A 16,290-nucleotide genomic window follows, 5' to 3' on the forward strand; every position below is an offset into this window, starting at 1 on the left:
GAGGGCGGGGGCGCCCGGTTCGCCGGGCGCCCCCGCCCCGCACTCAGCCGGTGAACCCGGCGGTGATGGACGTGAACTGCCAGTTGCTCTGGCTGATGCCGGAGCAGTTGCTCACCACGCCGCCGCCCGCGCACGGCCGGTCGCGGTTGACCGCCCAGAAGGCCAGCCGGGCGATGTGGTGGGAGTTCGCCCAGTCACGGATCTGGGTCCAGATCGCCGGGGTGGTGTTCTCCTGCTGGTCGGACAGTCCGTTCATGCCGGAGATGCCTATGTGGGAGTAGGCCGTGGCGTCGTCCCAGCCGAAGGTCGACTTCAGCTTGGCCTTCAGGCCTTCGGCCGCGTTCACCGTGTTGCCGTACATGTCCGAGCCGCCGCCGAAGTCGAACGGCATGATGGTGAACACGTCGATGTTGGCGCCGAGCGACTGGGCCTGCTCGATGAGCCGGTTGCCGTAGTAGGTCGGGCCGGTCGTCGAGGTGCCGAAGGTGACGATGGTCTTCAGGCCGGGGTTGCTGGCCTTGACCGTCTTCAGGGCGGTCAGGATCTTCGCCTGCACGGCCTCGTTCTCGAACTCGTCCGTGTTCTCGATGTCCATGTCGATCGCCTTCAGGGAGTAGGCGTCGATGACCTTCTGCAGGGCTCCGGCGAGCGCGCTCGCGGAGGAGCAGTTGGCACCGAGCTTGCTGCCCTGCCAGCCGCCGAACGACGGGACGATGTCGCCGCCCGCGGAGCGGATCTGGTTGATGGCGCTCTGGTCGACGCCGCCGGTCAGCGCGCGGCTGCCGTCCCAGGCGGGGGTGCAGCCGCCGGAGTCGAGCACGAAGGCCATCGTGAACCACTTGACGCCGGTCGCGCTCATCACCGTGCTCGGGCTCGGCGGGTCGCCCCAGCCCTCGTACAGGTACGGCGCCGCCTGCTTGAAGCCGTTGCCGCCGCCGCTGCCCGCGTCGGTCGTGACCGACACGGAGTTGGAGGCCGCGGAGGTGTTCCCGGCCGCGTCCCTGGCCTTCACGGTGAAGGTGTAGCCCGTGCTGGGCGACAGCCCGCTGACCGTCGCGGACGTACCGGAGACGCTCAGCACCTGGCTGGAGCCGCTGTAGATGTCGTACGCGGTCACACCGACGTTGTCCGTCGAGGCGTTCCACTTCAGCGACACGCTCGAGGAGGTCTTGCCGGTGGAGGTCAGGCCGCTCGGCGCGGTCGGCGCCTGGGTGTCGGAGCCGCCACCGCCGCCGGGTCCGTCCAGGCTGATGTCGTCGGCGTAGTACGTGCCCTGCGCGTACCAGCCGTGGACGTAGATCGTGGCGCTGGTCTGCGAGGCGCCGGTCGTGAAGGAGACGGTGAGCTGGCTGTACGCCGACGGGGACGTCGTCCAGGTCGAGGCGCCGCCGTTCACGCCGAGGTAGACGTAGCTGCCGCGGACCCAGCCGCTCAGGCTGTACGTCGTGTTCGGCTGGACCGAGACGGTCTGGGTGCACTGTGCGTTGTCGCTCGAACTCGGGGCGCCCGAAAGGGCCTTGGAGCCGCCGTGCACGGGGCTGGAGACCACCGAGCCCAGATTGCCCGTGCAGGACCAGGGCGAGAGGCTGCCCGATTCGAAGCCGGGGTTGGAGAGGATGTTGGCCGCCTGGGCGGTCCCGGGGAGGGCGACCGCCCCGGCCAGCGCCAGGGCAGCGGAGCCGACGAGGGCGAAGAAGGCGCGTCTGGAACGTCTGAGAAGTGTGCGCACGCGATCTCCCTGAGGGGGGAAGGGGGGTTCGGGAGTGCAGAGAAGTGCTGAAGGGTGCGCAACCAAGTTGGTATGGACCAATCCAAGTGTCAAGGCTTGGGCGCGGATTGGTCCATACCTAAGGCGGGGTCGCGTCCGACGGGGGCGCGAGGGGCGACATCGTGCGGCGCTCCGGAAGCAGGGGCGCGACGAGCCGCGATCCGGCCGCAGCCGGTGAACGTCCTACAGAGGCAGGGCCTCCGCCGCGGTGGCGCCGACCGTGTCGACCGGCGCCGCCGCCGGCAGCACGGGAGCCTGCTTTGGCTCCTCCGTCCGCTGCTGGGGCAGTGTGACGGGGCGGACCGGCCGCGGCCCCGACACCACGGCGTAGTCCGTGCCGAGGAACGGCGGCACCACCTCGCCCGGGTCCTCGCCGAGCGCCAACTGCACTGCGGCCCAAGGGGCGTTGATGCCGCACAGCGAGAGCTGGTGCAGCCCGCCCGCCGGGCGCGTGTTGACATCGAGGAGCACGGGCTCGTCGCCGTACATCCGGAACTGGATGTTGGAGAGATGGTGCAGCCCGAAGCCCTCCGCCAGGCGCCGCGCCGGCGCCAGCCACTGCTCGTGCAGGGTGAAGCCCCGCCGGCGGCCGTTCTTGGTCCGGCCCACCGCCATGCGGATGCGGTTGTCGGGGCCGGTCAGGCAGTCGACCGACACCTCCGGCTCGTCCAGACGCGGCATCACCAGCCAGTCGACGGGCTCCTCGGCCTCGCGTACCGCCTGGACGACGAGGTCCAGCGGCACATAGGCGCTCGGGAAGCCGCTGAGATGCACCAGTGAGAAGGGGGTGCGCGTGATGACGCGGAAGCCCACGCCCCCCGCACCCGCCGCCGGCTTGAAGCACGCCCGGTGCCCGCCGGCCTCGAGTTCCCCGACCGCGGCGAGGAGCTCGTCCTCGTTCGTGACCCGCCACCACGGCGGCACCGGGACCCCTATCGACTGCGCGGCCTGGTACGCCGTCGCCTTGTCGTGGAAGACCGCCATTGCCTCGGTGGGCGGCGCCAGCAGAGCCGTACCGGCGGCCCGGAACTCGGCACGGTGCCCGACGATCGCCTCCTGGTGCAGGCGGGGCACGAACACATCGATGGCGCGGCGGGTGCACTGGTCGAGGGCGTACTCGACATAGGCCGCCGGGGACAGCCCCTCCGGCTCCAGGTCGGCGGTGTCCGCCGCGGCCAGGACGGGCGAGTCGGGGTCGCCGTGCGTGGCATGGATCTCGACGGCTCGATCGCTGGGGTTTCTCCGCAGCTGATCCATGAAGAACACGTTCTCCGCGTACGTGCGGTTGAGCCAGACGCGTACGCGAGAGACCATGCAGGCCACCTTTCACGGTTCGCGGGCACGGCGGAGCAGGCCGTGCCCGGCCAGGGGAGGGGGAAGGCACACCAAACCGCCGTACGCGGAGTGGCGTTCGTGGCGGATGTGTTGGGGCCGATCATAGGCCCATTCGGGCCCGTCACGGCTACGCGAGTGTTACCGATTTTCCCCGGCCCTTGATCCACGGGCGGGAGTGGTCCTCCGCGGCTCGTGCGCGGGCGGTGCCGGCTCATTCGTGAGCGGTCGCGCACCTGCCGCGGGTCGCCCTTGTCCGCAGGTGGCCCCATGTGCTCTTGTGTTTCCATTCGGTTCTGGAAAGGGGCGACGGTGGAGTCGACGGACGGCCGTGGACAGCTGCTCGCCATCAGCGACCTGCACATCGCGTACCCCGAGAACCGCGCCCTGGTCGAGCAGATGCGCTCCACCTCGGACGACGACTGGCTGCTGGTCGCGGGCGACGTGGCCGAGACCGTCGCCGACATCCGGTGGGCCCTGGAACTGCTGGCGGGCCGCTTCCGCCGGGTGATCTGGGCGCCCGGCAACCACGAACTGTGGACGCACCAGAAGGATCCCGTCACCCTGCGCGGCGTCGAGCGGTACGAGCACCTGGTCGCCGTGTGCCGGGAACTGGGCGTGACGACACCCGAGGACCCCTACCCGGTCTGGGATGGACCGGGCGGGCCCGTGGCCGTCGCACCGCTCTTCCTGCTCTACGACTACTCCTTCCTGCCCCAGGGCTGCACGACCAAGGAGCAGGGGCTCGAGTACGCGCACGGCACCGGGATCGTGTGCACCGACGAGTACCTGCTGCACCCCGATCCCCACCCGAGCCGTGAGGCGTGGTGCCGCGCGCGGGTCGCCTGGACCGAGCGCAGACTGGAGGAGATCCCCGGCGACCTTCCGACTGTGCTGGTGAACCACTATCCGCTGGACCGCCACCCCACGGACGTGCTGCGCTATCCCGAGTTCGCCATGTGGTGCGGAACCGAGCTGACCGCCGACTGGCACCGCCGCTTCCGGGTGGCGTGCATGGTCTACGGGCATCTGCACATCCCGCGGACCACCTACTACGAGGGGGTCCGCTTCGAAGAGGTGTCGGTCGGCTACCCGCGCGAATGGGGCCCGCGCCCGGGGCCGCCGGGAAGACTGCGCCGCATTCTGCCGATGGAGGTCCAAGCCGGTGTTCGAGGAACTGCTCCCGGGGTCGGTCTCGGTGGTGGAGGCGGACGGTGACGCCTTCGCCGGCGGCGCGTTCCTCTACCCCGAGGAGGAGGCGGTCGTCGCGCGCGCGGTCGAGAAGCGGCGCCGTGAGTTCGCGGCCGTAAGGGTCTGCGCCCGGCAGGCCATGGAGAAGCTCGGCGTACCACCCGGGCCCGTCCTGCCCGGCGAGCGCGGCGCACCGCTCTGGCCCGACGGGCTGATCGGCAGCATGACGCACTGCGACGGCTACTGCGCCGCCGCGCTGGCCCGGACGGCGGACCTGGTCTCGCTCGGTATCGACGCCGAACCACACGACCGGCTGCCGGACGGTGTCCTGGACGTGACAGCCGTGCCCGCGGAGCGTGAGCGGCTGCAGGACCTCGCCCGCAGCCACCCGTCCGTCCACTGGGACCGGCTGCTGTTCAGCGCCAAGGAATCCGTCTACAAGGCGTGGTTCCCCCTGACCGGGAAGTGGCTCGACTTCCTCGAGGCCGACATCACGATCGACCCCGGCCGCGCGTCCGGTGCCTCGGGCGGCTTCCGGGCGCGGCTGCTCGTCCCGGGACCGCTGGTCGAGGGCCGCCGTATCGAGGCCTTCGACGGCCGCTGGACCACCCGGCGGGGGCTGGTCGCCACGGCCGTCGTCGTGCCCCACGCCTGAGTCACCGGGGACCCCGGTCCCCGAGCAGCCGGAAGAACTCCTCCTCCGTGCCGGTGAGTCCGGCCTCCGCGAGGGCCCGGTCCGCCTCGGCCAGGGCGGCGGTCGGGACCACGGGTGGTCGGCGCGGATCGGGCGGTCCGTCGAAGGCGGCTCGTACGGTGTGGAGGAGGCGCAGATAGGCCTGCACGGCGGCGCGTTCACGGTCGGTCAGTACGGCGGTCGGCATCGGTCGGCTCTCCCCGGGTCGGCCGTGCGACACAGGTCGCGCGGCGGTACGTGCACGGCACTCGCCCCCCGGTGTGCGGACGGCTCCGCCGCGCGCACCGGATGGCGCATCTCCAGCTTGCCGTCCGCCACTGACAATCCCGTTTCCATGACCGCGGGTTCGCCCGGTCAGCGGAGGTGAAATCCCCTCGAAAGCCGTCGCAGGACAGGAGACCCGCACCGGTTGAGAGCCACAACGGCGCACACAAGCACCGGACATGCCGCAGCGTCTCCTGAGACCCACGGTGCCCCTCGGCGCGCGGCGGAGCGGCACCGGTCGGGCGGCCGCGCGCCGGGGACTGCCGCCTGAGGGCCGGTGCGGCACGGTAGGCCCGTGGTCGCGGCGGGCCCGCCCGGCGGCCGGCGTTCGGGCGTGCGCGACAGCGGCGCTCGGATTCCCGAGCGCCGCTCGCGGGTGTCCCCCGTGTCTCAGGACGCCCCGGCGTCAGCCCCGCGTCCCCGACCCCTCGGGCGTCCCCAGGACGGCCTCCCATTCCGCCGGCGTCAGCGGAGGCTCCGTCAGAAGTGCCTGGCGCGGGCCCCGGAGGACGGCGAGGACCACGGCCGGTCGCAGCAGCTCGCTCACCGGCTTCGACAGGGTGACCACGTCGAAGAACGCCCGGGCCACCAAGGGGCGTCCGGTCGCCGCGTGCATCAGCCGGTTGACGTAGCCGCCGAGGAGGCGGTTGGCGAGCCCCGGGGGCTTACCGGTCGCGTCCGGGTAGTGGATGTCCGTGCTGGTCGCGAACTCCCAGGCCGTCGCCACCGGTCGGGCCACCGCTCGCTGTGCCCGCCGCGCGAGCCCCGGCGCGCTCAGCCCGTGCTCGGCGACCAGCGCGCCCAGGGCCTGCGCGCCCAGCGCCGCCACGGACAGTCCGTGCCCGTACACCGGGTTGTACGTGGCCACGGAGTCGCCGAGCGCCACGAACCCCTCGGGCCAGCCCTTGACCTTCTCGTAGAACCGGCGGCGGTTGACCGTGCTGCGGGTGACGACCGGGTCCGAGAGCGGCTCCGCGTGCGCGATCAGCTCGCCCACCACAGGATGCCGGACGCTCTCGCGCGCGAACGTCTCGAACTCGGCGGCACTCGACGGCGGTTCACCGCCCCGCGTGCCCGAGAGCGTCACCAGCCACCGTCCGCCCTCGATGGGCTCGATGGTCGTGGTCCGCCCCGGCACCGGCACGGTGGCGTCGGACTGCACGTTGACCAGAGGGAAGTCCTCGGTGCCCGGCGGTGCGCGGAAGATGCGGCTGGAGTAGGCGAGCCCGGAGTCCACCTCCTCCAGCGGCGCCTCGGGCACGCCCAGCGCCTCCAGCAGGACCGACGCACGGGAACCGCGCCCGGCGGCGTCCACGACCAGGTCGGCCGTCAGTACCCGCTCCTCGTCGCCGTTCGTCCGTACGCGCACGCCCGTCACCCGCGACGCGCCGCCTTCGAGGGACAGCAGTTCGGTGCGTTGGAGCACCGTCACCCGCTCGTTCTTGGCGACCCGCTCGCGCACCACCCAGTCGAGCAGATCCCGGCTGCACGCGATCATGAACTGCATCTCGGGCCAGCGCCGGAACCACCCTCGCGGCTGCATCGAGACGAGCCCTGTCGGCAGAGGGATCCGCCGGGCGCCCGCCGCCAGCCACGCCTCGGTCACCCCTGGCAGCAACTCCTCCATGGCACGGGCGCCCCCGGACCAGATCACATGCACATGCCGGGCCTGTGGGAGCCCACGCCGCGGCTCGGGGCCGTCGGGCAGCACGTCACGCTCGACGACGGTGACGTCGGCGTATGCGCTCAGCGCCGCCGCGGCCAGCATGCCGGCCATGCCGCCGCCGACGACGACGGCTCTCAGGGGTGCCGCACCCGAGGAGGTGCTAGCGGGTTCGCTCATTGAAGTCGCTTCCTGACCTGGTCCCGGCCGGCTCCCGGGCGGCCGCGACGACGGATGACTGACGCAGGGCGATCGATGTCCGTACGAGGTCCCGGGGAGCCTCGGGGGACGCGGCCGGGGCATCGTTGGACCCTGCCGAGCTGATCACTCTGCCCTCCGGATCCGCGGTCCTCGCCCGTACCGCAACCGCCACCATCGCCGCGTCGGCCTCGGCCCGCGCCTGGACGGGGTCGGAGCCCGCCGCCAAGGCGGCGTCGTAGGCCCTGGAACGCACCTCGGAGTCGAAGTAGGGGTAGAGGCTGAGCATGCCGTCGTGGATGTCGGACTCCCGCTGCGTCACCTGCAGGTCGACAGGTGACCACCAGGAGATCCGCACCCCGCGGCCCCCCTGCGCGGACACCGGCCGCAGCTCGCGCCACAGCGGACCGAGCCGGCGGTACGTCGACCACGCGTTCCAGCTGTCCCCGACGCGCCGGCACGCCAGCGGGAGGCAGAAGCCGACCGCGCTGATCTGTGCCCCGGCGGAGGCCAGCACAGGCGCCGCGTCACTGCTCAGGTAGTCCAGGTCATGACCGTTCCAGCGGGCGATGACGGCGGCGAACTTGGTCGTCAGATACGCCAGGTTGAACAGATAGCCGGTGACGATGATCAGCAGTCCGGCGCGCAGCCAGCCGCGCACCTGGAGTGCCCACCGGCCGCACATGAAGTTCATCGCGACACCGGCCACGGTCAGCGCCGCCAGATAGAGCACGATCATCTCGCGCATGAACGGCGTGCGGGCGTAGTACGTGTCGAAGTCGACCAGCCGCTCCACCGGCGCGTGGCCGAGCGCGAACAGTGTGATCAGCGCAAGGACCACCACGCCGTAGCCGGCGACGATCCGCCGCGTGGTCCGGCGGGTCTCCTCGGGCGGGCCGCCGCGCCAGTTGACGACGAGTACCAGACAGGACGCGCTGAACGCGCTCAGCAGGCAGTAGACGAGCGGCGCGGAGACGTTCGTGATTCCGGTGACGTCGTTGACCCGCGCGATCGTCGGCGGCGCGGCGAAGAAGAACACCAGTCCGGCCAGCGCGATCAGTGCGCACACCGATCGCAGCAGGGGATCGCGCCAGGACCGGCTCAACGCGGGCGCCTTGACGGTGAGTGCCACCCCCATCGCGACGGCAGGTATGTAGTAGCTGGATCCGTCCATGGCCCGGCGCCTTCGCCCCTCAGCCCTGCGGCCCGCGATAACCCAGCGAGGCCTCGAGGCGCCCTGCCAGATCGTCCCGTTTGACCGGCCCGCGCAGCGACGAACCCGCCAGCCAGGTACGGCACTTGCTGGCCAGCAGCAGCCCGAAGCTCTCGGCGTCCTTCTCGTCGGCGAGGTCGAAGCGCGTACGGGCCGCGACCTTGCGGACGGCCGCCTCCAGATCGGCGGTGTCACTGAGCAGGCGCGCCGCCACCGCGGCGCCGTCGACATGGTGGCCGTGGTGCCCGGCGTTCATGTGCCACAGCTCGTGGCCGAGGATCACCAACTGGTGGTCCGGGACGGTGCGTTCCTCGACGACGACGAGGTCCTGGTCGGCCATGTCGAGCCAGAGCCCGCTCGCCGTGCCGGGCGGGAAGGCGGCCGTGCGGAACTGGACGGGACGGCCGCGGCGTCTGCTCATCCCGTCGCACAGCGCGGCGTAGAGGTCGGCGGGATCCGCCGGTGCCGGGAGCGACAGCTCCGCGACCAGGTCGCCGCACAGGCGGCGCATTTCCTTTCCGATGCCCACGGTTCTCCCCCGGATCAGGACTCGGGTCGCTTGACGCTCTCCAGGAGCATGTCCAGCCACTCCGCGACCTTGTCGCGGTGCTGGTCGGTGGGCAGCTGGGCCGCCCGCCAGGCGATGCCCCGGACGCCGTGGTCCTGCAACAGTCGCTGCAGCGGGTCCTCGGCGGCGTGCGCCACCTCGCGCTCGCGGTCGGCGACCCGCTGGAGGAGCTCCTGCTCCGAGCGCTGGAGGGCGTTCGCGAGCGCCTCGGGGTCCTCGGCCGTGAGGAACCCGGCATGCACCTTGAAGAAGCGCTGAATGGCGTCGCAGTGCTCCATGGTAGGGCGTCGGTCGCCGTTGATGAGGGCACCCGCCTGCTGGCGCGACATACCCGCCCCGTCGGCGATCTCCTGCTGGGTGTGTCTGCGTCCGTTGGGTTTGAGCCGGGTACGGCGCAGCAGGTCGAGCCGCTGCAGGAAGCGCGTCTGGAGATCCGGCTCCCCGGCGGGCACCCCGTTCATCAGGGCCTTGACCACCGGCTCCGGCACGCCCGACTCGACCGACAGGCGCGGGATGTCGAAGATCTCCTCGTGCGGCACGCCCAGCCGGTCGGCGAGGGCGGCGACACGGGCCACGACGGCCGGCAGCAGACCCGTCGCCGTGGCGCCCGGAACCTCGAAGCCATCCGTCACGGACAGGTCTCCTACGTCTCTCTCACAAAGTTCACATGGTCATCCGGAACCATCCGGAGATTAGCCGTTTCCTCGAACTCACATCCAGGTCTCGCCACGATTGTGGCGAGATTCGGCCGTCAATGGCCACGGAATGCCACGATAGTTGACACCGTGCGAGCGGAGCAGCAGGATCAGGGCGCCGCGTGAAGGCCGCAAGGGCAAGAGGGGTGACCTCCCGATGGCGTTTCAGGCAGGAGGGCAGCGGTCGCATCCGCGGCCCGTCCCCGAGAGTCCGGAAGCACGGGCGTATCTGCAGGACTACGCCACGCTGCTGGAAGCCGTGCCCTTCCCGTCCGTCGTCTTCGACCACCGCTGGGACGTCGTTCTCGCCAACTCCGCCTTCGAGATGCTCTTCCGCTCGGTGGCGCCGCATCCGACGGCGATGCCCGGCGACAACTTCCTGCGCTTCGTGCTGTTCCACCCCGATGCGGCGATGATCCTCGGTGAGCACGAGTCGAGTTGGTGCCTGCCGATGCTCGCGCACTTTGCCGCGGCGGTGGAGCGGCACGGCCACGACCACGGACTGCAGGCCATCCGCCGGGAGATCGCCCAGGACCCGATCATGGACGCCGCCTACCGGCACGGACTGCCGCACTGGATCCGCTCGGTCGGGCCCGGCGCCGTCGAGCACGACGGGGCGGTGCGTCCGCTGCTGCACCCGGACCCGCGCTGGGGCACCGACTGCCGGGTGGTGGGGGAGACCCCCAAGACACTTCAGGGCATGGGTTACTCGCGGCTCACCCTGGTGCTGCGCGAGGCACCCCGCCCGGCGGCCGTCGTCCGGCGCACGGTGCGCCGCGCACGGGGCGCGACGGGACACCTCAGCGTGGTGCCCTCGCCGCCGGACTGAGTACCCCGCGCGGTTCGTTCCGCGGCGCCTGAGCCCTCCCGGCTCACTCGCCGCGTTCCGGAGCCCCGGCCCCGTCGGCGTTCAGGTCGCCGACGGCGCCGGGGCTCGTCCTTGCCCCGGACAGGCCGTCTCCGGTTCAGGGCCCCACGACGAGGACGAGCGGAACGCCGTCGCACGGGATCAGCCGCAGGCCCTGCCACGCGTCCTGCCCTCCGCGCTCCAGCACGGCGGCGAAGTCCGGCCCCTTGGTGAGCGAACCGGCCAGATGCGCCGGGTCCGCCGACGCCGCCACCCGGCCGCGCGCGTTGACCAGATGGGCCGGCCGCGGCAGAGCGCGCAGCAGCGGCAGCACGGCCGCCTCGAAGTGCCGCAGATACACGTCGGCCGCCGCCACGCCCGCGAACCTTCCCGCCATCAGCACGGGCGCCGACAGCGTGAGGCTGTACTCGTCGGAGCAGAGGTAGTCCACGTAGGGGCCGGCCACCGCTCGTCGCCCGGTGTCCCGGGGCAGCGCGAACCAGTCCCAGTGGGTGTAGTCCGAGTACGCGGAGTGCGCGGGGTCCAGGTCGAGCAGCAGGGGCTGTACGTCGCCGTTCCCGGCGGTCTGCCACCACTCCAGCCACGCCGGTACATCGCTCAGCAGCCCCGGGGCCGCCACAAAACCCACACCGGACACCAACTCCTCGCACACCAGCCGCCGGTGGAGTCCGGGACGCAGTCCCGCCAGGTCCACAGTGGCCGGCCGCCGCCCCTGGCCGGCCACTCGAGAGAGCAACACGGCGGTGTCGGCGCGGGTCTCCGCGACGGCGTCGAAGACCGCTTCCAGGGCGGAACGGACGCGTGCCGTCACGTCCGCCTCGGGCACTGCGGCCAGACCGGGGCTCCTGCTCATCGGCACCCTTCCGCGCACGTCGACCGGAAGCCGGCGCGTCACAGGGCGAGACGCAGCGCGATCAGCCGGGCCGTCGATTCCTGGACGCACCGCTCGGCCAGCTCCCTGGCCGAATCGTGGGCCCCATCCTGCACGGCGGAGATTACGGAGCGATGACGGTCCGCCACCTCTTCGCAATAGGTGCCGTCCCCGAGCACGAGGCACAGCAGCGCCCCGATCTCGGTCTGCAGGGCCACCTGCTCACGGGTGAGCCGGGCGGACTGCGCGGCGGCGGCCAGCTCCACATGGAACCGGCCGTAGACCCGGCTGCGTGCTGCCGCGTCCTCGGCCGCGGTGAACTCCTCCAGCGTGCGTCGCAGCGGCTGGAGTTCGTCCGGTTCGGTGCGCTGGGCCGCGAGTCGGGCGGCGAACCCGGACACGGCCGCCCAGTGGTCGCCCAGGTCCCGCAGCTCCTCCGTGCTCCAGTCGGCCAGGCGCTGTCTGATGCGCTCTTCGGCCGGGTCGGCGGGCAGCGAGACGAAGCTGCCGCCGCCGCGCCCCCGGCGGGTGGTGACCAGGCCCTGCTGCCGCAGCGCCATGAGCGCCTCCCGCAGGGTCACGGTGGACACGCCGAGCTGGGCCGCCAGCTCGCTCTCGCCGGGCAGTTGCTCCCCGTCGGCGAGCAGCCCGAGTTCGATGGCGTCGCCGAGCCGCCGGACGACCGTCTCCACGCGTGCCCGGGTGTCCACCGGAGAGAAGACGGCTCTCCGGGCCCCGCCGCCTCTGTTGTGCTTCACGGCCACCACCTTGTGCGTTGACTCAAGCTTTACCTTAAGGGGGTCTTGAGCTTTGAACTATGACTTCATATCTTTTCGAGCAACGAAAGAGTGCACCAGAAAGGTTCCCGCCCATGGAGGGAAACGCGATCCGGCTGCAGGGGCTGCGGAAGGAGTTCGGTGACACCACCGCAGTGGCCGGGGTCGACCTGGAGATAGCCGACGGGGAGTTCTTCTCGATGCTCGGCCCGTCGGGTTCCGGCAAGACCACCGTCCTGCGCATGATCGCCGGCTTCGAGAGTCCCACCTCCGGAACCGTCGAACTGGCCGGACAGGAGGTCACCGGCCTCGCGCCCTTCGAGCGGGACGTGCACACGGTCTTCCAGGACTACGCGCTCTTCCCGCACATGACCGTCGAGCAGAACGTCGCCTACGGCCTCAAGGTCCGCAAGGTGCCCAAGGCCGAGCGGAGCGAGCGGGCCCGCGAGGCGCTCGCCGGGGTGCGCCTCGAAGGGTTCGGCAAACGGCGGCCGGGACAGCTCTCCGGCGGCCAGCGGCAGCGGGTCGCGCTCGCCCGCGCCCTCGTCGGCCGCCCCCGCCTGCTGCTGCTCGACGAACCGCTCGGTGCCCTGGACCTCAAGCTGCGCGAGCAGATGCAGGTCGAACTCAAGGCGCTCCAGCGGGAGGTCGGGATCACCTTCGTGTTCGTCACCCACGACCAGGAGGAGGCCCTGACGATGAGCGACCGCATCGCCGTCTTCAACCAGGGCCGCATCGAGCAGGTCGGCACCCCCGCGGAGATCTACGAGCGCCCCGCGACCGCGTTCGTCGCCTCCTTCGTCGGCACCTCGAACCTGCTCGACGGCGAAGCGGCCGAGCGGGTCGTCGGCACGCTGGGCACCTACAGCATCAGGCCCGAGAAGATCCGCGTCCTCAAGGAGTCCGCCACTGCGGACGATCCGGAGCACTCCACCGCCATCGGCACCGTCGCCGAAGTGGTCTACCTGGGAGACACCACCCGGTTCCTGGTCGACCTCGACGCGGGTGGCCGCCTCACCGCGCTCCAGCAGAACCTGGAGACCTCCTCCGAGGACGTCGCCGCCTTCCGCGGCGGACGGGTGCGCCTCACGTGGCACCGCCGGCACACCGTCCAGGTCCCCGACGCCCGCTGACCCCTCACGCCAGGCCCACCCTCACGTATGGAGAACGTCGTGCGTCTCACCCGTACCTTCCAGGTCGCCGCAGCCGTGTCGCTGCTGATCGCGGCCACCGCCTGCGGATCGTCCGGCTCGGGCGGCTCGTCCACCGGTCTCAACCCGCCGGACATGAAGGCGCCGTCCAAGCTCGGCAAGACCGAGGGACAGGTCAACCTGATCGCCTGGGCCGGCTATGTCGAGGACGGCTCCAACGACCCCAAGGTCGACTGGGTCAGCGACTTCGAGAAGCAGACCGGCTGCCAGGTCCACTCGAAGGTCGCCGCCAGCTCCGACGAGATGGTCAAGCTGATGAAGACCGGCGAGTACGACGCCGTCTCCGCCTCCGGTGACGCCTCTCTGCGCCTGATCGCCTCCGGTGACGCCGCCCCGGTCAACACCGACCTCGTGCCGAACTACAAGGACGTCTTCGGCGACCTGAAGCTGCAGGCCTGGAACTCCGTCAAGGGCAAGGCGTACGGCATCCCGCACGGCCGCGGCGCCAACCTGCTCATGTACAACACCGACAAGGTCAAGCCCGCGCCGACCTCGTGGTCCGCCGTCTTCGACGACGCGGCGAAGTACAAGGGCCATGTCACCGCGTACGACTCCCCGATCTACATCGCCGACGCGGCGCTGTACCTGAAGGCCGCCAAGCCCGAACTGAAGATCAAGGACCCGTACGCGCTCGACCAGAAGCAGTTCGACGCGGCGGTCGACCTGCTGAAGAAGCAGAACGCGAACGTCGGCGAGTACTGGGGCGACTACCTCAAGGAGATCTCCGCCTTCAAGAGCGGTGACTCCGTGGTCGGCACCACCTGGCAGGTCATCGCCAACCTCGCGCAGGGCGAGGGCGCCAAGGTCAAGGCCTTCGTGCCCAAGGAGGGTGCGACCGGCTGGTCCGACACCTGGATGGTCTCCGCCAAGGCCAAGCACCCCAACTGCGCCTACAAGTGGCTGGACTGGATCATCTCGCCGAAGGTGAACGCCCAGGTCGCCGAGTACTTCGGTGAGGCCCCGTCCAACGCCAAGGCGTGCGACGAGACCAGCGACAAGAGCTTCTGCACCACCTTCCACGCCGCCGACACGGCCTACTGGAAGAACGTCGCCTTCTGGAACACGCCGATCGAGCAGTGCCTCGACGGCCGTACGGACGTCAAGTGCGTGCCGTACGCGAAGTGGGTCCAGGCCTGGACCGAGATCAAGGGCTGAGGACACGACGATGACCGCCACCCTGCCTGCCGCCGGACGGACCCCCGTCCGGCGGCTCGCCGGGCTGCTGCACCGCCGCCCGCGGCTGCGGCTGTCCCTGCTGCTGGCCGCCCCCCTGCTGTGGCTGGCCGTGCTCTATCTCGGCTCGCTGTGCGTCCTGTTCGTCTCCGCGTTCTGGACGACGGACTCCTTCACCTCCGAGGTGGTGAAGGTCTGGTCGACGGACAACTTCCAGGAGCTGGTGACCACACCGGTCTTCCGCCAGGTGATCCTGCGCAGCATCGGCGTGGCCCTCGCGGTCACCGTCCTGTGCGCGGTGATCGCCTTCCCGCTGGCCTTCTACACCGCGCGGGTGGCGAAGCCCAGGTGGCGCCCCCTGCTGGTGGTCGCGATCCTCACCCCGCTGTGGGCGAGCTACCTGGTCAAGGTGTACGCCTGGCGGCTGATCCTGTCCGAGGACGGGCTCGCCGACTGGATGCTGCGCCCGTTCGGCCTCAGCGGGCCCGGGTTCGGCCTCCCGGCTGCGGTCGTCACGCTCACCTATCTGTGGCTGCCGTACATGATCCTGCCGATCCACACCGCACTCGAGCAGCTTCCGGTCAACCTGATGGACGCCTCCGCCGACCTGGGGGCGCGGCCCGGCCGCACCTTCCGCTCGGTCGTGCTGCCGATGGTGCTGCCGTCCGTCGCCGCCGGCTCGGTCTTCACCTTCTCGCTCAGCCTCGGCGACTACATCACCGTGCAGATCGTCGGCGGCAAGACCCAGCTGATCGGCAACCTCGTCTACTCCAACATCGAGCTCAACCTGCCCATGGCCGCCGCGCTGGGCACGGTTCCGGTGGTGGTCATCGTGCTGTACCTGCTGGCGATGCGCCGCACGGGCGCGCTCAGCAGCCTCTAGAAGAGGTCCCTCGTCATGCAACTGTCCCGCTCCGCGCGCATCGCGCTGCGCATCGCCGCCGGGCTCGGCTTCGCGGTGATCTACGTCCCGCTGGCCCTTGTCCTCGTCAACTCCTTCAACCCCGACCGCAGTGCGAGCTGGCCGCCGCCCGGGTGGACCTTCCACTGGTGGTCGGTGGCCTGGGAGAACGCCGGTGCCCGCAGCGCGCTGTGGGTCTCGGTGAAGGCGGGCCTCGGTGCCACGGTGATCGCGCTGGTGCTCGGCACGCTGATCGCGTTCGCTGTGGCCCGGCACCGCTTCTTCGGCCGCGACGTCATCTCGTTCGTGGTCGTGCTGCCGATCGCGCTGCCCGGCATCGTCACCGGTATCGCGCTCAACTCGGCGTTCAGCACGGTCCTCGAGCCGCTCGGGGTCGGTCTCGGCCTGTTCACCGTGGTGATCGGGCACGCCACCTTCTGCATCGTCGTGGTGTTCAACAACGTGGTGGCACGGCTGCGCCGCACCTCGGGCACCTATGAGGAGGCGGCGATGGACCTGGGCGCCGACTCGTTCCGGGCGTTCGTCGACGTCACGTTCCCGCTGGTGCGTTCGGCGCTGTTCGCGGGTGCGCTGCTCGCCTTCGCGCTGTCCTTCGACGAGATCGTGGTCACCACGTTCACGGCCGGACCCGGCATCGAGACCCTGCCGATCTGGATCTTCAACAACATGACCCGGCCGCAGCAGGCACCGGTGGTCAACGTGGTGGCGGCGGTACTCGTCCTGCTGTCGGTGATCCCGATCTACGTCGCCCAGCGGCTGTCGGCGGACACGGCGACGGAGAGCCGGATCTAAGAGTCATCCCGTGTTGGGATGCCACCCGATCAGTTCCCTTGTAGGTATACCGTCGCGGGCTGCGGCGTTTCCTACGCGGGCGGCTGTTCCG

At 70.8% G+C, this 16,290-nt stretch carries 16 protein-coding genes; 7 read left to right on the plus strand and 9 right to left on the minus strand.

The features are described 5' to 3' along the window. Positions 1-43: 43 nt before the first annotated feature. Entirely contained in the window at positions 44-1,729 is a 1,686-nt protein-coding gene (locus ABZ904_RS35660) for a carbohydrate binding domain-containing protein (RefSeq protein ID WP_360999560.1), read from the minus strand. A gap of 222 nt (positions 1,730-1,951) precedes the next feature. Next, on the minus strand, positions 1,952-3,082 hold the full coding sequence (locus tag ABZ904_RS35665; RefSeq protein WP_360999564.1) for an ATP-grasp domain-containing protein: 1,131 nt from the start codon (positions 3,080-3,082) through the stop codon (positions 1,952-1,954). A gap of 330 nt (positions 3,083-3,412) precedes the next feature. Here ABZ904_RS35665 and ABZ904_RS35670 point away from each other — a divergent pair, with 330 nt between their 5' ends. Both ABZ904_RS35670 and ABZ904_RS35675 read left to right on the plus strand, forming a co-directional pair. Then, the gene (locus ABZ904_RS35670) at positions 3,413-4,318 is read left to right on the plus strand and encodes a metallophosphoesterase (RefSeq protein WP_360999567.1); all 906 of its coding nucleotides are present in this window, start codon (positions 3,413-3,415) and stop codon (positions 4,316-4,318) included. Next, entirely contained in the window at positions 4,266-4,946 is a 681-nt protein-coding gene (locus ABZ904_RS35675; protein ID WP_360999570.1) for a 4'-phosphopantetheinyl transferase superfamily protein, read from the plus strand. Before ABZ904_RS35670 ends, ABZ904_RS35675 begins: the two co-directional genes overlap by 53 nt. Position 4,947: 1 nt before the next feature. Here the strand turns inward: ABZ904_RS35675 and ABZ904_RS35680 are convergent, their stop codons facing one another. The 5 genes from ABZ904_RS35680 to ABZ904_RS35700 all read right to left on the minus strand — a co-directional run bounded on the left by ABZ904_RS35680 (position 4,948) and on the right by ABZ904_RS35700 (position 9,523). Continuing rightward, a complete protein-coding gene (locus tag ABZ904_RS35680) occupies positions 4,948-5,172 on the minus strand; it encodes a hypothetical protein (protein ID WP_360999572.1) in 225 nt (74 codons plus the stop codon). A 483-nt stretch (positions 5,173-5,655) separates the two neighbouring features. Beyond that, positions 5,656-7,092, minus strand: a complete 1,437-nt coding sequence (locus ABZ904_RS35685; protein ID WP_360999575.1) for an FAD-dependent oxidoreductase — start codon at positions 7,090-7,092, stop codon at positions 5,656-5,658. After that, positions 7,076-8,284 carry an MAB_1171c family putative transporter gene (locus ABZ904_RS35690; protein WP_360999577.1) on the minus strand — a complete coding sequence of 403 codons (1,209 nt, stop codon included), beginning with the start codon at positions 8,282-8,284 and terminating at the stop codon, positions 7,076-7,078. The genes ABZ904_RS35685 and ABZ904_RS35690 overlap by 17 nt, the downstream gene beginning before the upstream one ends. 19 nt (positions 8,285-8,303) lie before the next feature. Continuing rightward, positions 8,304-8,834 (minus strand): toxin-antitoxin system, toxin component, encoded by a 531-nt coding sequence (locus ABZ904_RS35695; RefSeq protein ID WP_360999609.1) that lies wholly within the window; start codon positions 8,832-8,834, stop codon positions 8,304-8,306. Between the two features lie 32 nt (positions 8,835-8,866). Next, positions 8,867-9,523 (minus strand): helix-turn-helix transcriptional regulator, encoded by a 657-nt coding sequence (locus ABZ904_RS35700; protein ID WP_360999580.1) that lies wholly within the window; start codon positions 9,521-9,523, stop codon positions 8,867-8,869. A 220-nt stretch (positions 9,524-9,743) separates the two neighbouring features. Between ABZ904_RS35700 and ABZ904_RS35705 the strand changes: the two genes are divergently transcribed. Next, on the plus strand, positions 9,744-10,415 hold the full coding sequence (locus ABZ904_RS35705) for a hypothetical protein (RefSeq protein WP_360999583.1): 672 nt from the start codon (positions 9,744-9,746) through the stop codon (positions 10,413-10,415). Between the two features lie 136 nt (positions 10,416-10,551). Here the strand turns inward: ABZ904_RS35705 and ABZ904_RS35710 are convergent, their stop codons facing one another. Together ABZ904_RS35710 and ABZ904_RS35715 are read right to left on the minus strand one after the other, a co-directional pair. Beyond that, the gene (locus ABZ904_RS35710; RefSeq protein WP_360999586.1) at positions 10,552-11,307 is read right to left on the minus strand and encodes a cache domain-containing protein; all 756 of its coding nucleotides are present in this window, start codon (positions 11,305-11,307) and stop codon (positions 10,552-10,554) included. A gap of 38 nt (positions 11,308-11,345) precedes the next feature. Then, positions 11,346-12,092, minus strand: a complete 747-nt coding sequence (locus ABZ904_RS35715; protein ID WP_360999589.1) for a GntR family transcriptional regulator — start codon at positions 12,090-12,092, stop codon at positions 11,346-11,348. Between the two features lie 104 nt (positions 12,093-12,196). On the opposite strand from ABZ904_RS35715, the gene ABZ904_RS35720 reads away from it, so the two are divergent. Genes ABZ904_RS35720 through ABZ904_RS35735 form a run of 4 tightly spaced genes read left to right on the plus strand, consistent with a single transcriptional unit; the run spans position 12,197 to position 16,199 of the window. After that, positions 12,197-13,234, plus strand: coding sequence for an ABC transporter ATP-binding protein (locus ABZ904_RS35720; protein ID WP_360999592.1), 1,038 nt, complete (start codon positions 12,197-12,199; stop codon positions 13,232-13,234). A 27-nt stretch (positions 13,235-13,261) separates the two neighbouring features. Continuing rightward, complete coding sequence (locus ABZ904_RS35725) at positions 13,262-14,467, plus strand: ABC transporter substrate-binding protein (protein WP_360999595.1); 1,206 nt, start codon at positions 13,262-13,264, stop codon at positions 14,465-14,467. Between the two features lie 10 nt (positions 14,468-14,477). Continuing rightward, complete coding sequence (locus ABZ904_RS35730) at positions 14,478-15,368, plus strand: ABC transporter permease (protein WP_361828151.1); 891 nt, start codon at positions 14,478-14,480, stop codon at positions 15,366-15,368. A gap of 15 nt (positions 15,369-15,383) precedes the next feature. Next, the gene (locus tag ABZ904_RS35735) at positions 15,384-16,199 is read left to right on the plus strand and encodes an ABC transporter permease (RefSeq protein WP_360999600.1); all 816 of its coding nucleotides are present in this window, start codon (positions 15,384-15,386) and stop codon (positions 16,197-16,199) included. The last annotated feature ends 91 nt before the right edge of the window (positions 16,200-16,290 follow it).

Origin of the sequence: Streptomyces sp. NPDC046900 (genome assembly GCF_040644975.1) — a bacterium.
In the GTDB taxonomy this organism is placed as follows: domain Bacteria; phylum Actinomycetota; class Actinomycetes; order Streptomycetales; family Streptomycetaceae; genus Streptomyces.